The 24986-nt window shown below is 70.3% G+C and carries 20 protein-coding genes and 1 tRNA gene; 10 read left to right on the top strand and 11 right to left on the bottom strand.

The features are described 5' to 3' along the window. Positions 1-96: 96 nt before the first annotated feature. On the top strand, positions 97-1566 hold the full coding sequence (gene pyk / locus OG984_RS10325) for a pyruvate kinase (protein WP_328531498.1): 1470 nt from the start codon (positions 97-99) through the stop codon (positions 1564-1566). On the opposite strand, the gene OG984_RS10320 is transcribed toward pyk, so the two are convergent. Next, positions 1563-2333 (bottom strand): transcriptional regulator, encoded by a 771-nt coding sequence (locus OG984_RS10320; RefSeq protein WP_328531497.1) that lies wholly within the window; start codon positions 2331-2333, stop codon positions 1563-1565. The genes pyk and OG984_RS10320 overlap by 4 nt on opposite strands. Before the next feature lie 27 nt (positions 2334-2360). Beyond that, positions 2361-2433: transfer RNA gene (locus OG984_RS10315), tRNA-Leu, on the bottom strand. A 181-nt stretch (positions 2434-2614) separates the two neighbouring features. On the opposite strand from OG984_RS10315, the gene OG984_RS10310 reads away from it, so the two are divergent. From OG984_RS10310 to OG984_RS10290, 5 genes are all read left to right on the top strand, one after another. Next, positions 2615-3154 carry a response regulator gene (locus OG984_RS10310; RefSeq protein ID WP_206443621.1) on the top strand — a complete coding sequence of 180 codons (540 nt, stop codon included), beginning with the start codon at positions 2615-2617 and terminating at the stop codon, positions 3152-3154. A 167-nt stretch (positions 3155-3321) separates the two neighbouring features. Further along, a complete protein-coding gene (locus OG984_RS10305; protein ID WP_328531496.1) occupies positions 3322-4662 on the top strand; it encodes an ABC transporter permease subunit in 1341 nt (446 codons plus the stop codon). Positions 4663-4670: 8 nt separating this feature from the next. Then, positions 4671-5663 carry a branched-chain amino acid ABC transporter permease gene (locus tag OG984_RS10300; RefSeq protein ID WP_328531495.1) on the top strand — a complete coding sequence of 331 codons (993 nt, stop codon included), beginning with the start codon at positions 4671-4673 and terminating at the stop codon, positions 5661-5663. Between the two features lies 1 nt (position 5664). Next, positions 5665-6600 carry an ABC transporter ATP-binding protein gene (locus OG984_RS10295; protein WP_328531494.1) on the top strand — a complete coding sequence of 312 codons (936 nt, stop codon included), beginning with the start codon at positions 5665-5667 and terminating at the stop codon, positions 6598-6600. Then, positions 6597-7376 (top strand): ABC transporter ATP-binding protein, encoded by a 780-nt coding sequence (locus tag OG984_RS10290; protein ID WP_328531493.1) that lies wholly within the window; start codon positions 6597-6599, stop codon positions 7374-7376. The genes OG984_RS10295 and OG984_RS10290 overlap by 4 nt, the downstream gene beginning before the upstream one ends. Positions 7377-7452: 76 nt before the next feature. Here OG984_RS10290 and OG984_RS10285 read toward each other — a convergent pair whose 3' ends face one another. After that, entirely contained in the window at positions 7453-8046 is a 594-nt protein-coding gene (locus OG984_RS10285; RefSeq protein WP_328531492.1) for a GNAT family N-acetyltransferase, read from the bottom strand. Positions 8047-8354: 308 nt separating this feature from the next. Between OG984_RS10285 and OG984_RS10280 the strand changes: the two genes are divergently transcribed. Next, complete coding sequence (locus tag OG984_RS10280; RefSeq protein ID WP_328531491.1) at positions 8355-9599, top strand: ABC transporter substrate-binding protein; 1245 nt, start codon at positions 8355-8357, stop codon at positions 9597-9599. A 160-nt stretch (positions 9600-9759) separates the two neighbouring features. Here OG984_RS10280 and OG984_RS10275 read toward each other — a convergent pair whose 3' ends face one another. Then, positions 9760-10212: a hotdog fold thioesterase gene (locus OG984_RS10275; protein WP_328531490.1), complete on the bottom strand. Its 453-nt coding sequence runs from the start codon at positions 10210-10212 to the stop codon at positions 9760-9762. Between the two features lie 61 nt (positions 10213-10273). Between OG984_RS10275 and polA the strand changes: the two genes are divergently transcribed. Continuing rightward, positions 10274-12961, top strand: a complete 2688-nt coding sequence (gene polA / locus OG984_RS10270) for a DNA polymerase I (protein ID WP_328531489.1) — start codon at positions 10274-10276, stop codon at positions 12959-12961. Between the two features lie 196 nt (positions 12962-13157). Here the strand turns inward: polA and OG984_RS10265 are convergent, their stop codons facing one another. From OG984_RS10265 to OG984_RS10240, 6 genes are read right to left on the bottom strand one after another with little or no spacing between them, the layout of a single operon-like run. Next, positions 13158-14342, bottom strand: coding sequence for a VWA domain-containing protein (locus OG984_RS10265; RefSeq protein WP_328531488.1), 1185 nt, complete (start codon positions 14340-14342; stop codon positions 13158-13160). Continuing rightward, a complete protein-coding gene (locus OG984_RS10260; RefSeq protein ID WP_328531487.1) occupies positions 14339-16588 on the bottom strand; it encodes a DUF5682 family protein in 2250 nt (749 codons plus the stop codon). Before OG984_RS10260 ends, OG984_RS10265 begins: the two co-directional genes overlap by 4 nt. Continuing rightward, positions 16585-17673: an ATP-binding protein gene (locus tag OG984_RS10255; protein WP_328531486.1), complete on the bottom strand. Its 1089-nt coding sequence runs from the start codon at positions 17671-17673 to the stop codon at positions 16585-16587. The genes OG984_RS10260 and OG984_RS10255 overlap by 4 nt, the downstream gene beginning before the upstream one ends. Beyond that, the gene (locus tag OG984_RS10250) at positions 17670-19139 is read right to left on the bottom strand and encodes a DUF5691 domain-containing protein (protein ID WP_328531485.1); all 1470 of its coding nucleotides are present in this window, start codon (positions 19137-19139) and stop codon (positions 17670-17672) included. The genes OG984_RS10255 and OG984_RS10250 overlap by 4 nt, the downstream gene beginning before the upstream one ends. Further along, on the bottom strand, positions 19136-20458 hold the full coding sequence (locus OG984_RS10245) for an SWIM zinc finger family protein (RefSeq protein WP_328531484.1): 1323 nt from the start codon (positions 20456-20458) through the stop codon (positions 19136-19138). The genes OG984_RS10250 and OG984_RS10245 overlap by 4 nt, the downstream gene beginning before the upstream one ends. 49 nt (positions 20459-20507) lie before the next feature. Next, positions 20508-21755: a lipopolysaccharide biosynthesis protein gene (locus OG984_RS10240; RefSeq protein WP_328532346.1), complete on the bottom strand. Its 1248-nt coding sequence runs from the start codon at positions 21753-21755 to the stop codon at positions 20508-20510. A 130-nt stretch (positions 21756-21885) separates the two neighbouring features. Between OG984_RS10240 and OG984_RS10235 the strand changes: the two genes are divergently transcribed. Together OG984_RS10235 and OG984_RS10230 are read left to right on the top strand one after the other, a co-directional pair. Next, on the top strand, positions 21886-23562 hold the full coding sequence (locus OG984_RS10235; protein WP_328531483.1) for a hypothetical protein: 1677 nt from the start codon (positions 21886-21888) through the stop codon (positions 23560-23562). A gap of 20 nt (positions 23563-23582) precedes the next feature. Beyond that, positions 23583-23738: a hypothetical protein gene (locus tag OG984_RS10230; RefSeq protein ID WP_328531482.1), complete on the top strand. Its 156-nt coding sequence runs from the start codon at positions 23583-23585 to the stop codon at positions 23736-23738. Between the two features lie 69 nt (positions 23739-23807). Here OG984_RS10230 and OG984_RS10225 read toward each other — a convergent pair whose 3' ends face one another. After that, positions 23808-24965, bottom strand: coding sequence for a glycosyltransferase family 4 protein (locus OG984_RS10225; protein ID WP_328531481.1), 1158 nt, complete (start codon positions 24963-24965; stop codon positions 23808-23810). Positions 24966-24986 lie beyond the last annotated feature (21 nt).

Genomic DNA, 24986 nt, shown 5'->3' with positions numbered 1-24986 from the left:
CGACGCGGACCAGGGCGAGAACCTTGGATGAACGGCCTGATCAGGACGTGGTCCGGGTGCTGGTTTGAACGATCCAGAGGGGTAGTCTGGGCTCCCGTGAGAAGAGCGAAGATCGTCTGCACCCTGGGACCCGCCGTCGGGACGGAGCGTCGCATCCGCGAGCTCGTCTACGCAGGCATGGACGTGGCCCGGATGAACATGAGCCATGGGTCCCACGACGACCACTCCAGCAACTACGCGCTGGTGCGGGAGGCGGCTGCGGCGAGCGGGCACAGCGTCGGCATCTTCGCCGACCTGCAGGGGCCCAAGATCCGCCTCGAGCGCTTCGAGGAGGGGTCGACCACCCTGCACCGGGGTCAGGCCTGGACCATCACCACGCGGGACGTGACCGGCACCGACAAGATCTGCGGCACGACCTACAAGGGCCTTCCGGGCGACGTGAAGGTCGGCGACCCGATCCTGATCGACGACGGCAAGCTGCGCCTGCGGGTCACCGCGGTCGACGACACCGACGTCCACACCGAGGTGCTGGTCGGCGGCCCGGTCTCCAACAACAAGGGCATCAACCTGCCCGGCGTCGCGGTCTCCGTCCCGGCCCTGTCCGAGAAGGACGAGGAGGACCTCCGGTTCGCGCTCCGGCTCGGCGTCGACATGGTCGCGCTCAGCTTCGTGCGCAACGCGAAGGACTACGAGGACGTCCGCAAGATCATGGACGAGGAGGGGCGCGTCGTCCCGGTCATCGCCAAGATCGAGAAGCCGCAGGCGATCGACAACCTCGACGAGGTCATCGCCGCCTTCGACATGTTCATGGTCGCCCGCGGCGACCTCGGCGTGGAGTGTCCGCTCGAGGAGGTCCCGTTCCTGCAGAAGCGGATCATCGAGCTGGCGCGCCTCAACGCCAAGCCGGTCATCGTCGCCACCCAGATGCTCGACTCGATGATCTCCAACCCGGCGCCGACCCGCGCCGAGGCCAACGACGTCGCCAACGCCGTCCTCGACGGCGCCGATGCCGTGATGCTCTCCGCCGAGACGAGCGTGGGCGACTATCCGATCCACACCGTCGAGACGATGGCCCGCATCATCGCCGCCACCGAGCGCCACGCCTTCTCCCGGGACGGCTCCGCCGCCGCCGAGCTGAGCCGCATCGACTGGGACCCGCACACCCGCTCCGGTGTCATCGCCAAGGCCGCCGCCGAGGTGGCCGACCGGGTCGGCGCCAAGTACCTGGTCGCCTTCACCACCTCCGGCGACTCCGCCCGCCGCCTCTCCCGGCTGCGCGGCTCGATCCCGCTGCTCGCGTTCACCCCCTCCGATGCCGTACGCAGCCAGCTCGCGCTCAGCTGGGGCACCGAGACCTTCCGCACCGACGAGGTCGAGCACACCGACGAGATGGTCCGCCAGGTCGACGAGAACCTGCTCAAGCTCGGTCGCGTCGAGGAGGGCGAGCTCGTCGTCATCATCGCCGGCTCGCCTCCCGGCATCCCCGGCTCCACCAACGCCCTGCGCATCCACCGCATCGGCGACGCGATCAACGAGGTCGCGCCCGCCTACGAGCGCAAGGGCTAGCTCTTCGGGCCGATCAACGCGTCGAGCGCCGCGACCGCCTCGCGGCGCGAGACGCTGATCGTCTTCCAGGAGGACTGGCGCCACGGGATGTCGACCAGGTCGAGCGCCCAGGTGCACAGGCCGCGGATGTCGTCCGAATGATTGACGAACTGCCAGCGGCCGTACTCGTAGCGCTTCTTCTCTCCGGCGACGATCCGGGTCGCCCAGTTCGACACCCGGCACCCGTCAGAATGGAACAGCCCACGGAGGAACGGGCCGGGGTGGGCTGACACGATCTCCTGCTGCCATGGCTCCAGGACGATCTTGCGTTCGTGCTTGCGGCCGGGGCCGTGCTGCGGGAAGAGGCAGGGCAAGTGCTGCCAATTCAGCTGAACGTCCACACAGCCGGGCTTCCTGACGATGAATACGTTGCCGCCCGGCCTGATTCGGCCGAGCAGGTCGACTACGTCGTCGATGATCCGGGGATGGGCCAGGTCGCACGTGATCCGGAGGAAGTAGTAGCGCGCGGCTTTCGCGATGTGGCCGTCGCCGAGGTAGAAACCGAGAAGCGCGGCGTACGCCTCCTGGTCGATCGGACGGCCGTCGCACCGCGGACAGGCGCCCGGTCTCTCACCCGGCTTGCTGTCTCGCCACTCGCGGATCGTAGATCGGGCAACTCCCGTAGCCCGCGCCGCTGCAGACAGCGACTCGCCCTTGAAGCAGGGCGAGTGCCTCGACGCGGACACGGGCTGCGTACATGGTCGTAGTCTGCGCTCGAGCACCGACACTTTCATGGAACGTACGAGCGAATTCTGTGCCCCGGGTCGGATTCGAACCGACACTTGATGTGGTTTGAGCACATTTCCTCTGCCGTTGGGATACCGGGGCTCCCGGGAGCCAGAATGGGCTCCGCGCGGGAAAATCTACCGGACCGTGGGCGGAATCACTGCACCGGGACGTGCCCGTGATGGCCTAGTCTGTGCTCGTGACGGAGAGCAACCCCAGCAGCACCCCGGAGACCCAGGCGCGGCGTACGGTCGTGATCGCGGAGGACGAGGTCCTGATCAGGATGGACCTCAAGGAGATGCTCACCGAGGAGGGCTACGAGGTCGTCGGTGAGGCCGGCGACGGCAAGGCCGCGATCGAGCTCGCCACCGAGCACAGACCCGATCTGGTGATCCTCGACGTGAAGATGCCGGTGCTCGACGGGATCGCGGCCGCGGAGGCGATCGCGCGCGACCGGATCGCCCCGGTCGTCATGCTGACCGCCTTCTCGCAGCGTGACCTCGTGGAACGGGCCCGCGACGCGGGGGCGATGGCCTACCTCGTCAAGCCGTTCAACATCACCGACCTGGTGCCCGCGATCGAGCTGGCGGTGAGCCGCTTCCAGGAGCTCGCCCAGCTCGAGAAGGAGGTCGCCGGTCTGACCGACCGGCTGGAGACCCGCAAGGCGGTCGACCGGGCCAAGGGGATCCTCCAGGAGGGGCTCACCCTGAGCGAGCCCGAGGCGTTCCGCTGGATCCAGAAGACCGCGATGGACCTGCGTCTGTCGATGCGCCAGGTCGCCGAGGGCGTCATCGAGCACGGCGTCAGCGGGCCGCGTACCTGAATCCGTGTAAACGGCACGTCACAGATCGGTTGCGGTCTCAGATGAGGGCGAACCTGTGGCTTGTTCGTGGGTGAGGTCGGCCTAGACTGCCCGCGCGGATCCGGCTGACCAGCGTGTTCGGCTGGTGTCAGGATCCGTCTTCAGGACACACAGGCAGGAGTACCCACGTGCGCAAGCGGCTCTACAGAGTCCTCGTCGCGCTCATCGGTGCGCTGATGGTGCTGTTGGTAGGGAGCGCGGGTGCCGCACAGGCAACCGACACCCCACCGCCGGATGCCACCGCGATCCAGGTGACGCTTCAGGACGAGGCCAACAAGGATGCCCAAGGCAATCCGAAACCGATCTCGGGAGTGACCCTCGAGGTCAGCAAGGACGGCGAGAAGGCCGGCGAGGGCGTCACCGACGCCAAGGGTGTCGCGATCATCGTGGTCGAGGAGCTCGGCAAGTACACGGTGACCCTCGACGAGAAGACCCTTCCCGAGGGGACGGTCCTCGACGAGAACACCAAGAACGAGGCCACCGTCCAAGTACGCTTCCAGGGCCCCAACAACCGGGCGATCTTCCCGATCGGCGTCACCGCCGGTGAGCAGTCGAACTTCGCCAAGGACCTCGCCCAGAACCTGCGCGCCGGCATCGTCTTCGCTCTGGTCCTGTGTCTGGCCGGCCTCGGCTTCTCGCTGATCTTCGGCACCACCGGCCTGTCCAACTTCGCCCACGGTGAGCTGCTCACCTTCGGTGCGGTGATGGCCTGGACCTTCGACCAGATCTTCAAGACCGGCGGTCTGGCCACGGTCTCGGTGATCCTGGCCGGCATCATCGCGGTCATCCTCGGCGGTGTGGGTGGCTACGTGCAGGACAAGGTCCTGTGGGGCCCGCTGCGCCGCCGCGGCACCGGTCTGATCGCGATGATGATCGTCTCGATCGGTCTGGCGATCTTCCTGCGCTACCTGTTCCAGTACTTCTACGGCTCCTCGACCCGCTCGCTGTCGCAGTACAGCGGCCAGCAGCGCGAGCAGCACTGGTACTACCTCGGTCTCTCGCTCTCCGACCGCGAGGCGGTCATCGTCCTCATCGCGATCGTCACCATCACCGTGGTGTGCGTGTGGATGGCCAAGAGCCGGATGGGCAAGGCGATGCGCGCGGTCTCGGACAACCCCGCGCTGGCCGCGTCCTCGGGCCTTCGGGTCGACAGCGTCATCACCAACGCGTGGGTGATCGGTGGGGCGCTGACCGCGCTGTCCGGCGTGCTCTACGCGATGCAGCTTCAGGTCAACAGCTTCATGGGCATGCGGATCCTGCTGGTCATCTTCGCCGCGGTCACCCTCGGTGGTCTCGGCACGATCTGGGGTGCCCTCGTCGGCTCGATGGTGATCGGGCTCGTCTACGAGCTCGGGCCGCTGTTCGGCGTACCCAGCTCGATCAAGGAGGTCGGCCCGCTGCTGATCATGATCGTGATCTTGCTGGTGCGGCCCCAGGGCATCCTGGGTCGTAAAGAGCGGCTCGGGTAGGAGAGACAATGGACATTCTCGACATTCTCCGGGCAGGGCTGCAGCAGGCGCTCGGCCCGCAGGCGATCGTCTTCGCCCTGGCCGCGATCGGCCTCAACATCCACTTCGGCTACACCGGGCTGCTCAACTTCGGCCAGGCCGGGTTCGTCGCGGTGGGTGCGTACGGTCTGGCCGTCTCCGTGGTCACCTTCGACGCCCCGTTCTGGCTCGGCATCATCATGGCGCTGGTGGCACCGCTGGTGCTCGCCGTGATCCTGGGTGTGCCGACCCTGCGTCTGCGCGCCGACTATCTGGCGATCGTCACGATCGCGGCGGCCGAGGTGCTGAGGTTCGTCTTCGGTGCCGTGGAGACCAAGGACACCTTCGGTGGCTCCAACGGTCTCAACGGCTTCGCCCGGCCCTTCCAGGAGGCGAACCCTTACAACAGCGGCATCGACCTGGGCATCATCTCGTTCGGCCGCAACGACCTGTGGTCACTGACGGTGGGCTGGATCCTGGTCGCGCTGTGCTGCGTGCTGGTGTGGGCGCTCATGCGCAGCCCGTGGGGCCGCGTGCTGCGCTCGATCCGCGAGGACGAGGATGCGGTGCGCTCGCTGGGCAAGAACGTCTTCGCCTACAAGATGCAGGCCCTCGCCCTCGGTGGCGTCATCGGTGGTCTGGGCGGCATGTTCCTGGCTCTCAAGCAGGCCTCGGTCGTGCCGAGCGACTACTCGACGCTGATGACCTTCTACGCCTTCGCCGCGCTGCTCCTCGGTGGCGCCGCCCGGGTGATGGGCCCCGTCATCGGTTCGATCCTGTTCTGGTTCCTGATCGCGGGGCTAGGCTCGTTCTTCAGCCAGTCGGCTGGTGAAGGTGGCTGGATCCCGTCGGTGATCATGACCGACACCCAGGCCAGCGTGATCCGCTACATCGTGCTGGGTCTGGCCATCATGCTGCTGATGATCTTCCGACCCCAGGGGATCTTCGGCGACCGTAGGGAGATCGCGATCGATGGACGCTGACATGACTGACCAGACGAACGCAGAGAAGAACGCAGAGATCAAGACCGGGCCCGCGGGCCTGGCCGGTGTGAGCACCGAGCCGGGCGCCAAGAAGCCCGACCCGATCCTGGTCGCCGACAACATCACGCGTACGTTCGGCGGCCTCACCGCCGTCGACGTCGACCACGTCGAGATCCAGCGGGGTGCGATCACCGCGCTGATCGGCCCCAACGGGGCCGGCAAGACGACGTTCTTCAACCTGCTGACCGGCTTCGACCAGCCGAACACCGGCTCGTGGAGCCTGGAGGGCAAGTCCCTCAAGGGCGTCGCTCCCTACAAGGTGGCCCGCCTCGGGATGGTGCGCACCTTCCAGCTCACCAAGGTGCTGGCCAAGCTCACCGTGATCGAGAACATGCGCCTGGGCGCCACCGGGCAGAAGGGTGAGCGGTTCTGGGCCGCGCCGTTCAAGTTCCTGTGGGGCAACCAGGAGAACGCCGTCACGGAGAAGGCCGACGACCTGCTCGCCCGCTTCCTGCTCGACAAGAAGCGCGAGGACTTCGCCGGGTCGCTCTCCGGCGGCCAGCGGAAGCTGCTGGAGATGGCCCGCGCGCTCATGGTCGATCCGGAGGTGGTCATGCTCGACGAGCCGATGGCGGGGGTGAACCCGGCCCTGAAGCAGTCGCTGCTGGGCCACGTGAAGTCTCTGCGCGACGAGGGCCGCACGGTCCTCTTCGTCGAGCACGACATGGACATGGTCCGCGACATCTCCGACTGGGTCATCGTGATGGCGCAGGGCAAGATCGTCGCGGAGGGCACCCCGGAGTCGGTCATGGCCGACCAGCGTGTCATCGATGCCTATCTCGGGGCCCACCACGACACCGACCTGAGCGATCTCGACGAGGAGCAGCTCGAGGCCGAGGTCGAGGCCGAGATCGCCCAAGAGGAGGACGCGAAGTGACTTCCACCGATGCGGAGAAGTTCCGCGAGAAGCACCTGAGCGAGGCCGAGGGTGCGGTGCTCCGTGCCGACGGGCTCATCGCCGGCTACCTGCCCGGGGTCAACATCCTCAACGACACCGACCTCTACTGCCAGCCCGGCGAGCTGGTCGGCATCATCGGCCCCAACGGCGCCGGCAAGTCGACCCTGCTCAAGGCGCTGTTCGGCCTGGTCAAGATCCACGAGGGCACGGTCAAGCTCAACGGCGAGGACATCACCGGCAAGCGTGCCGACGAGCTGGTCAGCCGGGGGATCGGGTTCGTCCCGCAGACCAACAACGTCTTCCCGAGCCTGACCATCGAGGAGAACCTCGAGATGGGCTGCTACCAGGCCCCGAAGAAGTTCGCGGAGCGGTTCGACTTCGTCACCGCGATCTTCCCGGCCCTCGGCGAGCGGCGCAAGCAGCGTGCCGGCGGGCTCTCGGGCGGTGAGCGCCAGATGGTCGCCATGGGCCGGGCGCTGATGATGGAGCCGTCGGTCCTGCTGCTGGACGAGCCCTCCGCGGGGCTCTCGCCGGTCATGCAGGACGAGGTCTTCGTCCAGACCCGCAAGATCAACAAGGCCGGTGTCTCGGTCGTGATGGTCGAGCAGAACGCCCGCCGCTGTCTGCAGATCTGCGACCGCGGCTACGTGCTGGACCAGGGCCGTAACGCCTACACGGGCGCCGGCCGCGAGCTCGCCGACGACCCGAAGGTGATCGAGCTCTACCTCGGCACCCTGGGTGCCAAGGAGGACTGAGGGCGTACGTCCCGAACGACCGAGGCCCCGGAGCGCGCTGCTCCGGGGCCCTGGTCGTCTTCTGCTGTCGGGTGGCTCAGGCGACGGTGTGCGAGCGTCGCTGGGAACGGCGGGCGGCGAGCAGCTCGCCGACGGCGCTGGACTGCTTCGGGCTGCGCTGCAGGCGGGCGTGGTGGGGGAGGGCCCGGCCGAGGACGTTGAGCCGGGAGCGTACGACTGCCGTCGGAGCCACCCGCATGACCGCTTGGGCGCCGAGGCCGAGCCGGGCGAGGAACCGGTTGCCGTCACGGCCGCCGGCGGTGGCCGCGGCGGCGATCGTCCTGACCCCGCGCTCCTCCGCGAAGGCGACGGCCGACTCCATCAGCATCCGGCCCACGCCGCGGCGGCGGAAGCTGGGGACGACGTGGGGCGCGAAGATCTGCACGGTCGGCTCCAGGTTGAGCGGACCGAAGGTCGTGGCGCACAGGTAGACCGCGCCGACGGGCTCGCTGCCGCACTCGGCGACCAGGAGGCGCTGGTCGGGGGAGGCGTCGGCACCGCGGATGATGCTCTCGAGATCGCCCAGCTGCTCCTGGGCGTCGGCCATCCGCAGCGCGTCCTGCCAGATGCCGAGGAGGAAGAGCGCATCGTCGGCTCGCGCCTCCCGCAGCGTCACCGGCACCCTGCTCATCGAGTCGGTCCTCCATGGGCGCCGTGCATACAGATCATCACAATTCCTCCACGATCGTGCCTGTTCCTGGCGGGAATCGGGTTCCCCGAGTGATCATGGGTCACCTCGGCCCCGATGATACGGAGCCGATCATGGCGGCAACCCAGGCAATGATGCCATGGGGGAGATGTAACGGATTGGTGAAAAACAGGTCGCTCGGGTGATTCGCCTTCCGACCGTCTCTAATGTGTCTCCGCAAGGTCCGACGTGAGCCGGGCCAGCCCATACGAAAGAGGGACAAAGCAGTGAACTCATCATCCTCTACCTGGATGAAGCTGACCGCGGGCGCCGGCGCCTTGGCGCTCAGCTTCACCCTCGCCGCCTGCGGCGGCGAGACCGCTTCCGAGGAGCCGGAGAAGAAGGCTGCCGCCAAGGGCGACGGCACTCTCACCATCGGGCAGCTCCTCCCGCAGACCGGCAGCCTCGCGTTCCTCGGCCCGCCCGAGTTCGCCGGATCCGACCTGGCGATCCAGGACATCAACGCCGCCGGTGGTGTGCTCGGCAAGGACGTCGTGTCCGTCGTGGCCGACTCCGGTGACACGACCTCCGCGATCGCGCCGACCGAGGCCGACAAGCTCATCGACGCCAAGTCCGACGTCATCGTCGGCACGGCCTCCTCGGGCGTGTCGATGACCGTGATCGACAAGATCATGTCGTCCGGCACCGTGATGTTCTCCCCGGCCAACACCTCGACCGAGTTCGACGAGGGCGACTTCGCCAAGCCGGACCTCTACTTCCGCACGGCTCCGTCCGACATCCTGCAGGGCGCCGTCATGGCCAACCTGCTGCTGGAGGACAAGCGCACCAACGTCGCGATCCTGGCCCGCCAGGACGCCTACGGTGAGACGCTCGCCGAGGAGGTCAAGGCCAACCTCGAGGGTGCCGGCTCCAAGGTCGCCACCACGGCGTTCTACTCCGAGGACGCCACCTCGTTCGACGCCCAGATCAACGAGATCGCGGGCGCCGGTGCGGACGCGGTCGTCGTGATCGCGTTCGAGGAGACCAAGAAGCTCATCCCGCAGCTCATCGCCGCGGGTGCCGGCCCGGCCAAGCTGCCGACCTACTTCGTGGACGGCAACCTGTCGGACTACTCCAAGGACTTCACCAAGGGTGAGCTCAAGGGCGTCAAGGGCACCCTGCCCGGCGCCGAGACCACCGGTGACTTCAAGGAGCAGCTGCTGAAGGTCGACCCGAAGCTGGCCGACTACTCCTACGCCGCCGAGTCCTACGACGCCACCATCGTCTCCGCGCTGGCGGCGGTGCAGGCCGACAACGACAACGGTGAGGCGATCGCCAAGGAGATCGTCGACATCACCACCGGTGGCGAGAAGTGCGAGACGTACGCCGACTGCGTCAAGCTCATCGAGGACGGCAAGGACATCGACTACGACGGCAAGTCCGGCCCGATCGAGCTCGGCGAGACCGGTAGCCCGACGGCCGCGTCGATCGGTATCTACCAGTACAACGACAAGGCGACTTACGCGCCCGTCAAGTACATCGCTGGCGAGGTCTGAGCCTGTGAGCCTGCGACGACGTCGCAGGCTCACAACGCGAAGAGATCGAGCGAGCGCAGCGGGTGAGCTTGCGAACCCGCGAAGCGGGTCGAGATCCAGCCGCTGAGCGCAACAGCTGAAGAGGGGCCCCGGAGCGACACGCTCCGGGGCCCTTTGCTCGTCAGTTCGAGATCTGCGGGGCCGCGATCAGCGCACAGGTGATCCGCGAGGTGCAGACCCGCTTGCCGCGCTCGTCGGTGATCACGATCTCGTACGCCGCGGAGTTCCGCCCCAGATGGATCGCCGTCGCGGTGCCGGTGACGATGCCGGAGGTCGCCGAGCGGTGGTGGGTGGCGTTGATGTCGACGCCGACCGCGATCTTGCTCAGCGAGTGGCCGTGGATGCCGGAGCCGATCGAACCGAGGGTCTCGGCGAGGACGACCGAGGCGCCGCCGTGGAGCAGACCGTAGGGCTGGGTGTTGCCGTCGACCGGCATCGTGCCGACGACCTTCTCTGCGGAGATCTCGATGATCTCGACGCCCATCTTCTCGTTGAGTGCGCCCGCGCCCTGGGGGAGCGATCCCACGAACTTCGCGATCTCGGTGGGGTCGGTGGTGTGGAGTGCATCGGTCATGGATGCATGTTCGCACGCGGCGGTTGAGCCTGTTGTCGGTGGTCGTGGATAGAGTCGGACCGTGGCTGATGTGACGCGTGACCGACTGCTCCTTCTCGATGGGCACTCGCTGGCCTACCGGGCCTTCTTCGCCCTGCCGGTGGAGAACTTCTCGACCGTCACGGGGCAGAACACCAATGCCGTCTACGGCTTCACCTCGATGCTGGTCAACGTGCTGCGCGACGAGACCCCGACCCACGTCGCGGTCGCCTTCGACCTGTCGCGGCAGACGTTCCGGCTGGAGGAATACTCCGAATACAAGGCCAAGCGCAACAAGACTCCCGACGAGTTCAAGTCCCAGCTGCCGCTGATCCAGCGACTGCTCGACGTGCTGCACATCCGCCACCTGTCCGTCGCCGGCTACGAGGCCGACGACATCATCGCGACCCTGGTGACCCAGGGGCTCGAGGCCGGGATGGAGGTGCTGATCCTGACCGGCGACCGCGACTCGCTGCAGCTGGTCACCGAGTCCTCCACCGTGCTCTACCCGATGCGCGGCGTCTCCGACCTGGCGCGGATGACGCCGGAGGCCGTCGAGACGAAATACGGCGTCCCCCCGCACCGCTATCCCGAGCTGGCCGCGCTGGTGGGCGAGGACTCCGACAACCTGCCCGGCATCCCGGGAGTGGGGCCGAAGACCGCCGCCAAGTGGATCAACACCTACGACGGCCTCGACAACGTGATCACCCACGCCGACCAGATCAAGGGCAAGGCCGGCGACAACCTGCGCGCCCACCTCGGTGACGTGATGCGCAACCGGCGGCTCAACGCGCTGGTGCGAGACCTGCCCCTCGAGGTCGGCCCGACGGATCTCGGCCGGGTCGAGTGGGACCGGGCGGCCGCGCTGGAGCTCCTCGACGAGCTCGAGTTCCGTGGGGAGATCCGCACCCGGATCACCGACGTACTCGCGCCCGAGGACGACGTCCCGGTCGACGAGAGCGGGTTCGCGCTGGAGGGCGAGACGCTGGCCCCCGGCGCCGTGGGGGCATTCCTGGACGACCTCGGGACCACGCCCGTCGGTCTGCACGTGCGCGGAGCCTGGGGTTCCGGCACCGGCCGCGTGGACGGGTTCGGTTTCGCGACGCAGGAGCGTGCTGCGTACGCGGGGGTGGAGGGGTTGACCCCCGAGGACGAGGCGGCGTTGGCCGACTGGCTCGCGGATGCCGCCAAGCCGAAGATCATGCACGACGCCAAGGGGCCCGAGCTGGCGATCGACGCCCACGGCTGGTCGCTGCGCGGGCTGGTGACCGACACGGCGCTCTCGGCCTACATCGTGGCTCCCGACCAGCGTTCCTACGACCTCGCCGACCTGACGCTGCGCTATCTCAAGCGTGAGCTCAAGCAGGAGGACGACGGTGGTCAGGAGTCGCTCTTCGGGGACGACGAGGTCGGTGGCGACGGGGTGGCGACGACTTCGATGCTCTACGCCAGGGCCGTGCTCGACCTGGCCGCCGAGCTCGACTCGGCCGTCGAGGCCGCCGGCGGACACCGGCTGCTCTCGGAGGTGGAGCTTCCTCTGCTGCACCTGCTGGCCAGGATGGAGAAGACCGGCATCGCGGTCGACACCGAGCATCTCGACGCGCTGGAGCGCCACTTCGCCGGCCAGATGAAGCAGGCCGCCGACGAGGCCTACGGCGTGATCGGCAAGGAGATCAACCTCGGCTCGCCCAAGCAGCTGCAGGTGGTGCTCTTCGACGAGCTCGACATGCCGAAGACGAAGCGCACCAAGACCGGCTGGACCACCGACGCCGACGCGCTCCAGCAGCTCTACGTGAAGACCGAGCACCCGTTCCTGCTCGCGCTGCTGCGCCACCGCGACGTCACCCGGCTGCGGGTCACGATCGAGGGCCTGCTCAAGACCGTGCAGGACGATGGACGGATCCACACCACCTTCAACCAGACCATCGCGGCCACCGGCCGGCTCTCCTCGACCGAGCCCAACCTGCAGAACATCCCGGTACGCACCGAGGAAGGCCGCGGCATCCGCAAGGGCTTCGTCGTCGGTGACGGGTTCGAGTCGCTGATGACCGCCGACTACAGCCAGATCGAGATGCGGATCATGGCTCACCTGTCCGAGGACGAGCTGCTCATCGAGGCGTTCCGTTCCGGGCGCGACTTCCACTCGATCACCGCGGCCCGGGTCTTCGGCGTCGACCCCGACGCGGTCTCGGTGGAGCAGCGGGCCAAGATCAAGGCGATGAACTACGGGCTCGCCTACGGCCTGTCCGCCTTCGGTCTCTCCCAGCAGCTCGGCATCGAGCCGAGCGAGGCGCGCGGGCTGATGGAGGAATACTTCGAGACCTTCGGCGGCATCCGCGACTACCTGCGCAGCCTGGTCGAGGAGGCCCGGCGCACGGGTTACACCGAGACCATCATGGGTCGCCGCCGCTACCTCCCCGACCTGCTCTCCGACAACCGCCAGCGCCGCGAGACCGCCGAGCGGATGGCGCTCAACGCCCCCATCCAGGGTTCCGCCGCAGACCTGATCAAGGTCGCCATGCTGCGGGTCCAGGCCGCCATCGACGAGGCCGGCCTCTCGTCCCGGATGCTCCTCCAGGTCCACGACGAGCTCGTCTTCGAGGTCGCGTCCGGCGAGCGGGAGCCGCTGGAAGCTCTCGTGCGCGAGCAGATGGGCTCCGCCGCCGACCTCAACGTCCCCCTCGACGTCTCCGTCGGCACCGGTCTCTCCTGGCACGAAGCCGCCCACTGATAGCCGAGGCGTCACCCGCGTCGGCCGAGACGGCAGTTTTGGCGTACGAATCGGTAGTTCTGTAGGTCGAATCTGTCGTTGTGGGCGACGAAACTCGATCTTCGTCGCCCACAACTACGGTTTCGGCCGCCATTACTGCCGTCTTGGCCGACGTACCTGCCGCCTCGGCCGGCGGGGTGACGGCTCGGCGGAGGGGTCAGTCGGTGGGGGCGGCGGTGGTGATGTCGTTCTCGCTGGCCCAGGCGCCAAGGTCGCGCTTGTCGATGGCGGCGGCCATGAGGTCGGGGAAGAGGTCGGGGGTGCAGGCGAAGGCGGGGATGCCGAGCTCGGCGAGGGCGGCGGCGTGGTCGGCGTCGTAGCTGGGGGCGCCGGAGTCGCTGAGGGCGAGGAGGGCGACCATGGTGGCGCCGGAGTCGGTGATCTCGCGTGAACGACGCAGCATCTCCTCGCGGATACCGCCCTCGTAGAGGTCGCTGATCAGGACCAGGACGGTCTCCTCGGGCTGTTCGATGAGGCTCTGGCAGTAGGCGAGGGCGCGGTTGATGTCGGTGCCGCCACCGAGCTGTACGCCGAAGAGGACGTCGACGGGGTCGTCGAGATCCTCGGTCAGGTCGATGACCTCGGTGTCGAAGGCGACCAGCTTGGTCTCGACCGAGCGGAGCGAGGCGAGCACGGCCCCGAAGACGCTGGAGTAGACGACCGACTCGGCCATCGAGCCGGACTGGTCGATGCACAGGATGATGCGGCGCTGGGTCTGCTGCGCCTTGCGGGCGTGGCCGACGAGACGCTCGGGTACGACCGTGCGGTGCTCGGGGAGGTAGTGCTTGAGGTTGGCGGCGATCGTACGTCCCCAGTCGATGTCCGCGGGCCGCGGGCGACGCGTGCGCGCCGCCCGGTTGAGCGCACCGGTGACCGCCTGCACCGTCTGGGAGCGGAGCCGGGCCTCGAGCTCGTCGGTGACGGTGCGTACGACGGCTCGGGCCGACTCGCGGCTGTGCTCGGGGATCACCCGGCCGAGACCGATCAGGGTCGAGACGAGGTGGATGTCGGGCTGGACCGCGTCGAGCATCTCGGGCTCGGTGAGGAGCTGGTGGAGACCGAGGCGGTCCATCGCGTCGCCCTGCATCACCTTCACGACCGAGGTGGGGAAGTAGGTGCGGATGTCCCCGAGCCACCGCGCGACCCGCGGAGCGGACCCGCCGAGCCCGGCGCTGCGGCCCTTCGGCTGCTCGCCGTAGAGCTGCTCGAGCGCCTCGTCGCGAGCACGGTCCTCGGCGGTCAAGGACATGGGTGTTCCGCCGGTCCCGGAGCCCAGCGGCTCCTCGGCGTCTCCGCCGAGCACCAGGCGCCAGCGGGTGAGGCGGTCGCGTTCGGGGGTCATGCGGGCTCCAGCTGCAGCAGGTCGGCGACCCGTGCGGCCGCGGGCAGCGCGAGGTCGAGGTCGAGGGTGGCGGTGTGATGGAGGTCGGTGACGGCGTCGAGGTTGCGTACGCGGCCACCGATCTGGCGGCGCTCGGGCGACTGGAAGCGCGAGAAGGTGCGCCGCAGCAGCGGCAGCAGGTCCTCGAAGGTCTCCTCCGCGACGCCTGCCACCCACTCGTCGAGCAGCCTGAGCAGCTCGAGCTCGTGGAGCAGGAGCAGCGCCTCGCCTTCGAGCAGTCCGTCGACCCAGGCGGCGGCGTCCTCCGGGGAGGTGCCGCGGGAGAGCTGACGGCTGAGCCGCGTGGAGACGGTCTCGATGCCCACCTGCTCGGAGTCGAGGAGGATGCGGTTGACCCGACCGGCGACCAGCCCGTGCACCTGGTCGTCGGCGGCGAGCGTGACGAGCGCTTGCTCCCAGGTCGCGACCCACACCGGAGCCGAGGATCCGGCTGGCGCCTCGCCGACCAGCGACACGCTGCGGTGGGCGGCATCGAGCGCGCCCTTCATGGCTGCGGCCGCGTCGTCGTCCAGCGAGGTGCAGGCGGCCCGCAGCCCGGCGGCGGCACGGAGCACCACGGTGTGGAGCACTCCGGCGACCACGGCGGTGTCGGACCCGCGTACGTCCCCATACCGCTGGGTCCGCGCCAGCGGCTCGATAGCCCGCAGCAGGGAGAGGGTGTCGTGCTGGTGCGCGGTGCGTTCGGCGAGCGCCGTGATCGCGGCCTCGAGCCCGGCCGGGAGGTCGGCGACCAGCGCCTGGTCGATGAGCTCGGCGAGCGTGCCGAGGTCCTCGGCCCTCGCCGCCCGCTCGGCCACGAGCCCCTCGGCCGCGGCGACCACGGTGGTGCCGTAGAGGCCGGCCTCGACCAGGCGTACCGCGAACTCCGGCTGCCACTCCAGCGTCCAGGCTTCCTTGAAGGTGCCCTTGGTGCCGCCGCGGTCGGCCTCGGTGGCCCAGTCGATACCGAGCAGCCGCAGCCGATGGAGCAGCAGCGACCGCTCGCGCTGGGCCTCACGGCGCAGGTCGAGCACGACGGTGGTCTCGGCGGCGGACGGCTTGAGGCGGAGCCGCTTCTGCTGGCGGGCGAGATCCTGGGCGAGCGGCACCAGCGGCGCCGACTCCGGCACCTGGCCGAGCTCCTCGCCGACCACGAGCGTGCGCTCGACCAGCGCCAGCGGCAGCCGCGAACCCTCGCACAGCACGGCGACGGTGGCGTCCTCGAGCTCCTCGAGACCGGCCGAGGGGCGGCCGCGGACGGCGGCGAGCGCCTCGGCGAGGCGTACGGCCTCCACGACCGTCGCGGGAGCCGCGGCGAGTCCTTCGGAACGGAGCACCCGGGCGACCCGGGTGAGCCAGCCCGGCACGACGTCGGCCGGGGTGCCGGCGTGCCAGTGGGCGTAGAGGTGCTGGTACCAGCCGGGCGAGGTGACGCCCGCGCCGTAGCCGGACTCGGTGGCCAGGCGGCCGGCGGTCCAGGGCGCCCACGTCGCGGTCACCTTGATCTTCGGCAGGCCCTTGAGCAGGGCGTTGTCGTCGGCGACCTTCGGCCAGGCCGACGGATGCAGGACCGGGGCGTGGTAGGCGCCGCAGACCATCGCCACCCGCTCGCGTCCCTCGCGCCTGGCCGCGCGCAGGACCTTGCGCATGTAGGCCTCCCGCCGGACGTCGCCCGCAGAGCCCGGGTCCTCCGCGCGGATCTCGGCCATCGCCTCGCGGATCGCGGTGAACCGGCTCAGCGAGGACTCGGCGCGATGCTCGACCGCGTCCTCCCAGAAGCGCTCCGGGTCGTCGTAGCCGGCCGCCCGGGCGAGCCGCGAGATCGGGTCGGAGCCCACCGGGCGAGGCTCGGGCACCTCGTCGGGCGCGTTCGCCGGGGCCAGGAAGTGCGTCGCCGGAAGATCGGCGAAGCGAACCTCGACGCCGTGCTCCAGCGCCCATCGCATGGCGACCCACTCGGGGGAGAAGAACGCGAACGGGTAGAACGCCGAGCGCCGCGGCTCCTCGACCGCATAGACCAGCGCCGCGACCGGCGGGACCAGCTCCGGGTCCCCGGCCAGCTCGAGCAGCGAGTCGAGCTCGGGCGGCCCCTCGATCACGACCAGGTCGGGGGAGAGCTCCTCGAGCGCGGCCGCGACGGACCGGGCGGAGCCCGGCCCGTGGTGGCGTACGCCGAGGATCTCGAAGGCGCAGCTCCGGTCGGTCACACCAGCTCCCGGCAGGCGCGATAGAGATCGGCCCAGCTCGGACGGTCGCGGACCACGGTGTCGAGGTATTCCTGCCACACGATCCGGTCCTGCACCGGGTCCTTCACCACCGCGCCGACCAGCCCGGCCGCCACGTCGTCGGCCCGCACCACGCCGTCGCCGAAGTGCGCGGCCAGCGCCACCCCGTTCGTCATCACCGAGATCGCCTCGGCGGTCGAGAGGGTGGCGGAGGGCGACTTCACCGACGTACGTCCGTCGGCGGTGACGCCCGAGCGGAGCTCGCGGAAGATGGTGACCACGCGCTCGATCTCGGCCAGCTGGCTCAGGTCGGCGGGCAGCGCGAGCGAGGCACCGAGCTGCTCGACACGGCTGCGGACGATCGAGACCTCGTCGTCGAGGGTGTCCGGCAGCGGCAGCACGACCGTGTTGAAGCGCCGCTTGAGCGCGGAGGAGAGGTCGTTGACGCCCTTGTCGCGGTTGTTGGCGGTGGCGATCAGGTTGAACCCCTGCCGCGCCTGCACCTCGTCGTCGAGCTCGGGAACCGGCAGCGTCTTCTCCGAGAGGATGGAGATCAGACCGTCCTGGACGTCGGCGGGAATGCGGGTCAGCTCCTCGATGCGTACGAGGGCGCCGGTCTCCATCGCCCGCATCACCGGGCTCGGCACCAGCGCGTCGCGGGAGGGGCCCTCGGCGAGCAGGCGGGCGTAGTTCCAGCCGTAGCGCAGCGACTCCTCCGGCGTGCCCGCGGTGCCCTGGACGACCAGCGTGGAGTCACCTGAGATCGCCGCGGCCAGGTGCTCGCCGACCCAGGTCTTGGCTGTGCCGGGTACGCCGAGCAGCAGCAGCGCGCGATCGGTGGCCAGGGAGGCGACCGCGATCTCCATGAGCCGGCGGGCACCGACGTACTTCGCGCTGATCGCGGTGCCGTCGGGCAGCTCACCACCGAGGAGATAGGTGGTCACGGCCCAGGGGGAGAGCCGCCAGCGGGGCGGCCGCGGGCGGCCGGTCTCCGCATCGTGGGCGGCCAGAGCGGTGAGCTCGGCGGCGTAGGCGTCCTCGGCGTGGGCGCGAAGAATGTCGGTCACTGGAAGGCCTCCGTGATGGCGTGGACGAGGGAGAGGTGCTGGATCAGCTGGTTGCGCTGCCGAGCGAGCGAGTCGGGCAGCCGGTGCAGGTCGGGAACGATCTCGGGCGGCATCCGCGCGGCCAGGACGGCGACCGACCTGGCGAGCTCGCGTTCGCGGGCGGCGAGGAGATCGAGGATCGTACGGCTGAAGTCGAGGCTCCATGGACCAGGAAGGGCGCCGAGCCGGGCAGAGATGGTCGTCCCGCCCGCGCCCGCGCCCCACCCCGTGCCGGTGACGAGCTGGCGCAGCACGAGTGCCTCCCGGTCGGCGCTCGGCACGATCTCGAGGAGCTCGCCGCGGTGGACGTCGCCGAGCAGCGCACGGGCCCAGACGGGGTCGCGGCGGGCGATGACGGCGCTGATGATGCCCGCGCGGGCGTCGGCGTCGGTGATCATCGCCCAGGTCTCATCGGGGTCGCTGCCGGTGGCGTCGGTCCAGACCTCGAGCGGGGCACCCGCGGCGAGCTGCCGCAGCCAGTGGCCGCCCTGGGAGCGGCCCCTCGGGGCCTTGTCGAGCCCGTCGCGTACCGCTGCGGCGTCGGCCTCGGCGGGCAGCTCGACCTGGACCGTCTTCCGCACGATCCCGGCGACGGTGACGAGTGGGCGCAGCAGAGCGCCGAGCCGCTGTCCGCGCGCCGAGTCGGGCAGGGCGTCGAGAAGGTGCCGAGCCGAGTGACGTACGTCGGCACCTCGGTCATCGAGCGCGCGCTCGAGGAACGGCTCGTCCTCGAGGCTCAGCCCGGTCCGGAGCGTCTTGATCAACGCGGCCCGGTCGGCGGCCTTCTCGGTGGCCCAGACCGACTCGAGCCGCTCCCGCGCAGCAGCCGGGTCGACGGCACGCAGCTGGGCCAGCATCTCGGCACGAGCGGCGGTCGGCTCCTGCGCCCAGGTGGCCGCGTCAGCCTCCTCGCTCGCGCCCGTAGCGCGCGCCGAGGCGATCATCGGCCGCCACCGGCGCCGGTTGGCGACCAGCCAGACCCCGCGCGCATCCGCCGCGGTCAGCGCGTCCCGGTGCAGCTCAGGCCGGGGCAGCGCCTGGTCGAGCAGCCGGGGGAGCAGCCGAGACGGCACCCGGTATCCGGCCGCGTTCGCACAGGCCAGCCAGTGAGCGAGGAGGTCGCCCCGCAGGTCGGCGCCGCCCGGAGTCTGGTTGAGCACCAGCTCCAACAGCTGTACGCCACCAGCCGGCGCCACCGGAAGCCGGTCGCCCGGCGCCGCTGCCGGTGCGGACCCGGTGCGAAGCGGCCGGCCGGAGCGCACCATCGCTCCGCCGACGGCCGCGGCGTCCAGCAGCGCGGTCTGCGCCGAGGCATCGCGTCGATCCGGCACCGGCACCGCAGCCGGTGCCGACGGCACCCCGCGCCGGGCCGTTCCCAGCACCGCAGCCGCCGCGACCGCGTCCCACCACTCCTCAGTCGTGCTCACAGCGCCACCAGCATCCCGTCGTCCTCATCACCCACGACCGTCAGCACCCGCAGCCCGTCGTCCTGGATCTCCCCGAACACGGTCACCGGACGGCCCCCGGTCAGCGCGAGGAGGCGCCACCACGTCCCCGGATCGCCGAGCAACGGCACCTGGTGACCGGCGTGGTCCACCACGAACGGCGGCTCGTCGGCCTCCGGCACCGACGCGGCGACGCTGACCACGACCGGAGCCCGGTCGGCCCACGGGTTGCCGGCCCGGAGCGCCGCCAGCGCGGCTCGCGCGCCGGCCAGATCGGTCGCTGTCCCCAGGTCGGACGTGGCCGGAAGGGCCACCGGCTCGGAGGCGAGCACCACCCGGCGTGGCGCGTGGCCCGGATAGAAGCCCACCGACGCCTCGAGCCGCGCCCCGGCCAGCCGGGCGATGGGCAGCGGGTTGCCACCCGCGGCGAAGTCGAGGAGAAGCACGGTCTCACCCGAGTCCGAGCGCAGCCAGGTGCGCTGCTCGATCAGGTTGCCGCGCTCGTCGCGATGGGCCCCCAGCACGGTCCACACGTCCGCGTGCACCCCGGCGTCCAAGACCTGGGCGGTCGGTGTCGCCCAGCCGATCACCGCGCGCAGGTCGCCCTGGGTGTCGGCGTCCAGCGAGTCCCAGGACCGCCAGGCCTGCGCGGCGGTCCACCAGCGGCCCACCTCGATCAGCAGATGCTCGGCCCAGTCCTCGCGCCGGTTGATCGCTGCGGCCATCTCCCGGATCCGTTCGCCGAGCCCGGGCAGCTGCGCGTCGACCAGCCGGGAGGCGGCGGCGTCCCACCAGGTCCACGGCTGCGCCTTCGCGGTGGCGAGCCCGCCTCGCACCAGGTCCTCCAGCCACAGCACCAGGTCCTCGACGCCGCCGTCCATCAGTGCGCGGCGCTCCGCCGCCCGCCGCGCCTGGGCGGCCTTGTCCACCGGCTTGGCCGGTGCCGAGGCCCGCTCAGCGGCGCCCGCGGCACGGGCCGCGCGCTGCGAGGCCCACTCCGAGGCGTACGCCTCCGGCTGGTCGACCTCGCCCACCTGCGCCCCGGCCCACAGCAACAGCAGCGCGAGGGCGTGCTTGCACGGGAACTTCCTCGACGGGCACGAGCACTTGTAGGCGGGGCCGGTGAGGTCGACGCTCACCTGGTAGGGGTTCTTGCCCGAGCCCTGGCACTTCCCCCACACGAGCACGTCGGTGGCACCCGTCTCCGACCAGGGCCCGGGCGTGGCGAGCTTGCGGGCGGCGTTGAGCGACCCGGTGTCGGGAGCCGCCTTCTCCACGGCGTCGATTGACCAGCGAGGCATGATGCGCACATCTAAGCCTGCCCCGCCGACAGTTTGGGGAAATCGCAGATCAGTCGCGGTGAGCCGGCCGGCTGAGCCGCCAGAAGGTGGCCGCCAGCAGCACGGCCACGAGGGTGGCGTCGATGCTGAGGACCGCCCAGACCAGGCCCTCCGCGGTGGTCTGCACGGCACCCAGCCCGAGGACGGCGACGACGGCGATCCAGAGAAGGTACGCCGAGAGCCGGCTGCGCCGGGCCAGCACCGAGTAGACGAGCAGCTGAAGCACGGACAGCACCGTGCCGAGGATCGCGAAGACCCAGAGCAGTCCCTCGATCTCGGCGTAGTCGGGGCCGCCGATGAAGATCATCGCCAGCCAGGACAGCAGCCACGACCCGGCGGTCGCGCACGCGCCGAGACCGGCGACGAGCGCCAGGGACTTGAGCAGCGCGGAGCGTCGGCTCGCCTCGGCCGACATCGACGGGAAGGCGATGATCACCACGAACTGAGGCAGGAACAGGACCGCCTTGGTGAGGATCAGGCCACCTGCGTACAGGCCGGAGACGTGGTCGGAGAGCACGTTGCGCGCGATCAGGATGTCGGCGTTGGAGAGCGCGAAGAAGCCGAGCAGCGCGAAGGACCCGTGCAGCATCTCCACGACGACGGGCTTGATCGGACCGGGTTTCGCCTCGACGGCGGAGGACGTACGCCGCCGCAGCACCCACCAGCCGACGATCGCCGGCGCGAACTGGGCCAGCGCGACACCGGCCATCGCGGCGCCCTCGGTCGGACGGACCCACATCGCGGCGGTGGCGACCACCACCCGGGGGATACCGAGCGCCAGGTAGATCATCGCCAGGCCGAGCCAGCGGCGCTCGCCCTGCAGCACCCCGGCCTGGCCCCCCATGATCGTCAGCGGCACGGCGCACACCGCGACCAGCAGCGCGGGGTAGATCGAGTCGAGCCGCAGCATCCGCCACACCAGCGGCGAGGCGATGAGCATGACCGCACCGACGACGATGGCCGCCCGGTAGGTCGCCCGCAGCACCGTCCGCTCGATGGCGCGCTCCTGGCCGGGGGTCTCGGTCACCCGCCGGGACGCCGTCGCCTGCATGCCGAGCTGGACCACGCCGGCGACGAGGAGCAGCGACATCATCGAGGCGACGCCGCCGTACTGTCCCGGGCCGAGGATCCGGGCGGCGATGATCTGGAAGCCGTAGGTCGCGACGTTGGTGACCATGATGCAGACCGCGAGGAAGCCGCTGCTGCGGACGAGCGCGGACAGCCGGCGCCGGCGGGCGCTGGTCGGGCTGGCGGTCATCGTGGGCACTTGGAAAGCCTAGGGTGCAACAGGTCACATGCCGGCACCGGCATGCGCCCAGGATCGGAACTCGTTCGCCACAAGTGACGTCTCGGCCTGCAGAAGTGACGTCTCGGCTTAGGGTGGCGGCGTGAGCGAGCGGGTGGTGCCTACCTTGTGGGCGGGCGTGCTCGCTCTGCTGATGCTGGGGCCGGCGCTCCGGGTGGGCTTCGTGCTCAGCTACGACATGGTGTGGGTGCCCGACCTCGCGCTGACCCGCGACGTGCTCGGCCTCGGGTCGGGGCTGCCGCGGGCAGTGCCCTCGGATGCGGTGGTCGCGGTGCTCGACGAGATCGTGCCGGGCCTCGTGCTGCAGAAGATCGTCCTGCTGGGGGCGCTGGTGCTGGCCGGAGCCGGAGCCGCGGAGCTGGTGCGCGAGCGCTCGCTCGCCGCCCGGCTGGCGGTGGTGAGCCTGACCGTCTGGAGCCCGTACGTCGCCGAGCGGCTGTGGATCGGCCACTGGCCGATGCTGCTGGCCTATGCCGCCGTGCCCTGGCTGGTGGTGGCCGGCCGCCGCCGGGCGGCGGGGGAGCGGAGCCCGGTGTGGATGCTGCCGGCCCTGCTCGCCGGGAGCCTGAGCGCGAGCGCCGGCATCGTCGCGGGTGCCGTCCTCCTCGCCACCGGTCTGCGCCGTGGCCGCCGGCCGGTCCTGCTGCTGGCCGTGGTGGTGGCGGTCAACGCACCCTGGCTCGTCGCCGGCCTGACCCGCACCGCAGAGGCCGCGTCGGCCACCGGGTTCGACGTCTTCGCGCTGCGCGGCGACGCGCTGCCGGCCCCGCTGGCGGCGCTGTCGCTCGCCGGGATCTGGAACACCTCGGTCGTCCCGGCGAGCCGCGAGGGCTGGACGGCCTGGGCGGGCCTGCTGCTCCTCCTGGTGCTCGTCGCGGCCGGTCTTCGCCGGTGGTGGATCTCCGACGGTCAGCGGGTGGCGGTCCTGGCGCTCTGGGCCGCCGGCCTGGCGATCGCGGTCGCCGGCTGGGCGGGACCGGCGGCACTCGGCGCCCTCGCCCAGGACGTCCCCGGCCTGGCGCTGCTCCGCGACAGCAGCCGCCTGCTGCCGCTCTGCCTGCCACTGCTGGTCATGACCGTGGCCACCGGCGTCGACACCCTCACCGAGAGACTGCGCGGCACCGCGCCCCGCTGGGCGGCAGCGGTCGTCTTCGCGCTCGCGCCCGTTGCCGTGCTCCCCGACGCCGCGTGGGGCCTCGCAGGCGGCATCGGCGCCGCCGACTACCCGACCGAGTGGCACCAGGCACGCGCGGCGCTCGCCGCCGAGAGCGCCCCGGGTGACGTACTCGTCCTGCCCTGGTCCGCCTACCGCGCACCCTCGTGGAACGGTGGCCGGCCCGTGCTCGATCCGCTGCCGCGGATGATCACCCGCCCGAGCGTCGTCGACGGTGATCTGACCATCGACAGCACGGTGGTCCCGGGGGAGGATCGGCGGGCGGAGGCGGTCGCCGATGCGCTCACCGGGACCGACGCCGTGGAGCAGGTCGACGCCCTGCGCCGGCTCGGGATCGGGTACGTCATCACCGCCCGGTCCGCGGGCGACGCGCCGCGGATCGCCGGCGACGTCGTCTACGAAGGTGATGATCTGCTCGTGCAGCGACTGCCCGGAGGCGATCACCTCACACCCGAGGTGAAGGCCGGTCCGGCGGTGATCGGGGCGTGGGTGGCGTACGGCCTGGTCTTGCTCGGCGCCACAACATCAACAGTTTTGCTACTGATCAGTATGGCTCGCCGGCCGGCTGCTAATGTTCGCGACTAGGAGAGGGAGGTCACATATCCATGGGCAACATCATTGCCATCGTCGCCAGCATTCTTGTCGGCGGCGGAGTCGCCGCAGCGACCATCGTCGGAGTCGTCACCAGCAGCACGGACAAAACCGTCGAGAATCCTCCGAGCGTCTCTGAGTCGACGGTTCAGTACGGCACCAACGACTGAACCCAGACACACACGAAAGGGCCCGGCGGTTATCCGCCGGGCCCTTCTCCGTCTTCTCCGTCTCGATGGTCAGTCCGCGCCGACCACGTGCCCCTGCAGCGCCGAGGCGAGCACGGCGTTGAAGTTGAGCTGGCTCTGCTCCCAGGTGTGCTTGCGGGCGTGCCAGCGAGCACCCTCGGCCAGCTCCTTGCGGCGGATCTCGTCACCGAGCAGGTGGTCGAGCGCGGCCACGAAGCCGGCCTGGTCCTCGACCAGTACCCCGGACTCGCCGTCGTCGATCGACTCCGTCGTCCCGCCGGCATCGCGGAACGCGACCGTCGGGGTGCCGTGCTGGGCGGCCTCGGTGATCACCAGGCCCCAGCCCTCCTTCAGCGAGGGCAGCGCCATCAGCCAGGACCGCTCGTAGACCGCCTCCTTGGTCTCCTCGTCGACGTGCCCCAGCATCTCGACGAAGTCCCCGGCCCCCACCCGGGAGACGTACGCAGCCAGCTCGTCGGCCCACCAGCCACCGCCCACGATGGTCAGCCTCAGGTCGGGGTAGGTCGCCCGCAGCGCCACCACCGCGTCGACCGCGAGCTCGACCCGCTTGTGCGGCACCAGCCGCCCGACGACGCAGATGGAGGGGTGCTCGGTCTTGGCCGGCCGGTCGCTCAGCGCGGGCGCGGCACCGTTGTGGACGACGGCGACCCGGGCGGGGTCGACGCCGAGCGTCGCCAGCTCGGCCCGGGTGGCACGGGAGACCGCGACGTACTGCTTGCGACGGTAGAGCCGCGGCGCGAGCCACGACTCGACCCACCAGCCGATCCGCCCGGACAGCCCGGGGTAGACCACCGGCCACTGCTCGCGGTGGACGTGGTGGACGAGGACGGTGACCGGTGCCCGCGTGCCGAGCGGGGTGAAGAACGGGAGACCGTTCTGCACGTCGATGACCGCGTCGACGCGGCCGATCGGGCCCAGCCGGCCCAGCGCCAGCAGCAGCACGCCCCACAGGTAGATGCTGAGCTTGCCGCCGCGGCGTACGTAGCGGACGCCGTCGCGCTCCTCGCGGGCACGGGCGCCCGGGTAGGCCGCGGTGAAGACGGTCACCCGCGCCCCGGCGTCGACCAGTCCGGCGGTGATCTGGTGGAGGTAGTGCTCGGCCCCACCGGCTTCTGGGTTGTCAGAATCACGCCAGCTGAACACGGCGACATGGCCGCCGTTCAGCTGCGCTCGCTCGTTGGCGCGCAAAATACAGTGCTCCCCTGGATC

Origin of the sequence: Nocardioides sp. NBC_00368 (assembly GCF_036090055.1) — a bacterium.
Taxonomy (GTDB): domain Bacteria; phylum Actinomycetota; class Actinomycetes; order Propionibacteriales; family Nocardioidaceae; genus Nocardioides.
Note: the sequence above shows the minus strand (reverse complement) of the source record. Positions and strands in the feature narration are given on the sequence as shown.

What these genes read in the sequence shown, in the direction of transcription:
- OG984_RS10310 (WP_206443621.1), top strand. Translation starts at nt 2,615, where the DNA reads ATGGACCTCAAGGAGATGCTCACCGAGGAGGGCTACGAGGTCGTCGGT.
- OG984_RS10300 (WP_328531495.1), top strand. Translation starts at nt 4,671, where the DNA reads ATGGACATTCTCGACATTCTCCGGGCAGGGCTGCAGCAGGCGCTCGGC.
- OG984_RS10295 (WP_328531494.1), top strand. Translation starts at nt 5,665, where the DNA reads ATGACTGACCAGACGAACGCAGAGAAGAACGCAGAGATCAAGACCGGG.
- OG984_RS10285 (WP_328531492.1), bottom strand. Translation starts at nt 8,046, where the DNA reads ATGAGCAGGGTGCCGGTGACGCTGCGGGAGGCGCGAGCCGACGATGCG.
- OG984_RS10280 (WP_328531491.1), top strand. Translation starts at nt 8,355, where the DNA reads ATGAAGCTGACCGCGGGCGCCGGCGCCTTGGCGCTCAGCTTCACCCTC.
- OG984_RS10275 (WP_328531490.1), bottom strand. Translation starts at nt 10,212, where the DNA reads ATGACCGATGCACTCCACACCACCGACCCCACCGAGATCGCGAAGTTC.
- OG984_RS10265 (WP_328531488.1), bottom strand. Translation starts at nt 14,342, where the DNA reads ATGACCCCCGAACGCGACCGCCTCACCCGCTGGCGCCTGGTGCTCGGC.
- OG984_RS10245 (WP_328531484.1), bottom strand. Translation starts at nt 20,458, where the DNA reads ATGCCTCGCTGGTCAATCGACGCCGTGGAGAAGGCGGCTCCCGACACC.
- OG984_RS10240 (WP_328532346.1), bottom strand. Translation starts at nt 21,755, where the DNA reads ATGACCGCCAGCCCGACCAGCGCCCGCCGGCGCCGGCTGTCCGCGCTC.
- OG984_RS10230 (WP_328531482.1), top strand. Translation starts at nt 23,583, where the DNA reads ATGGGCAACATCATTGCCATCGTCGCCAGCATTCTTGTCGGCGGCGGA.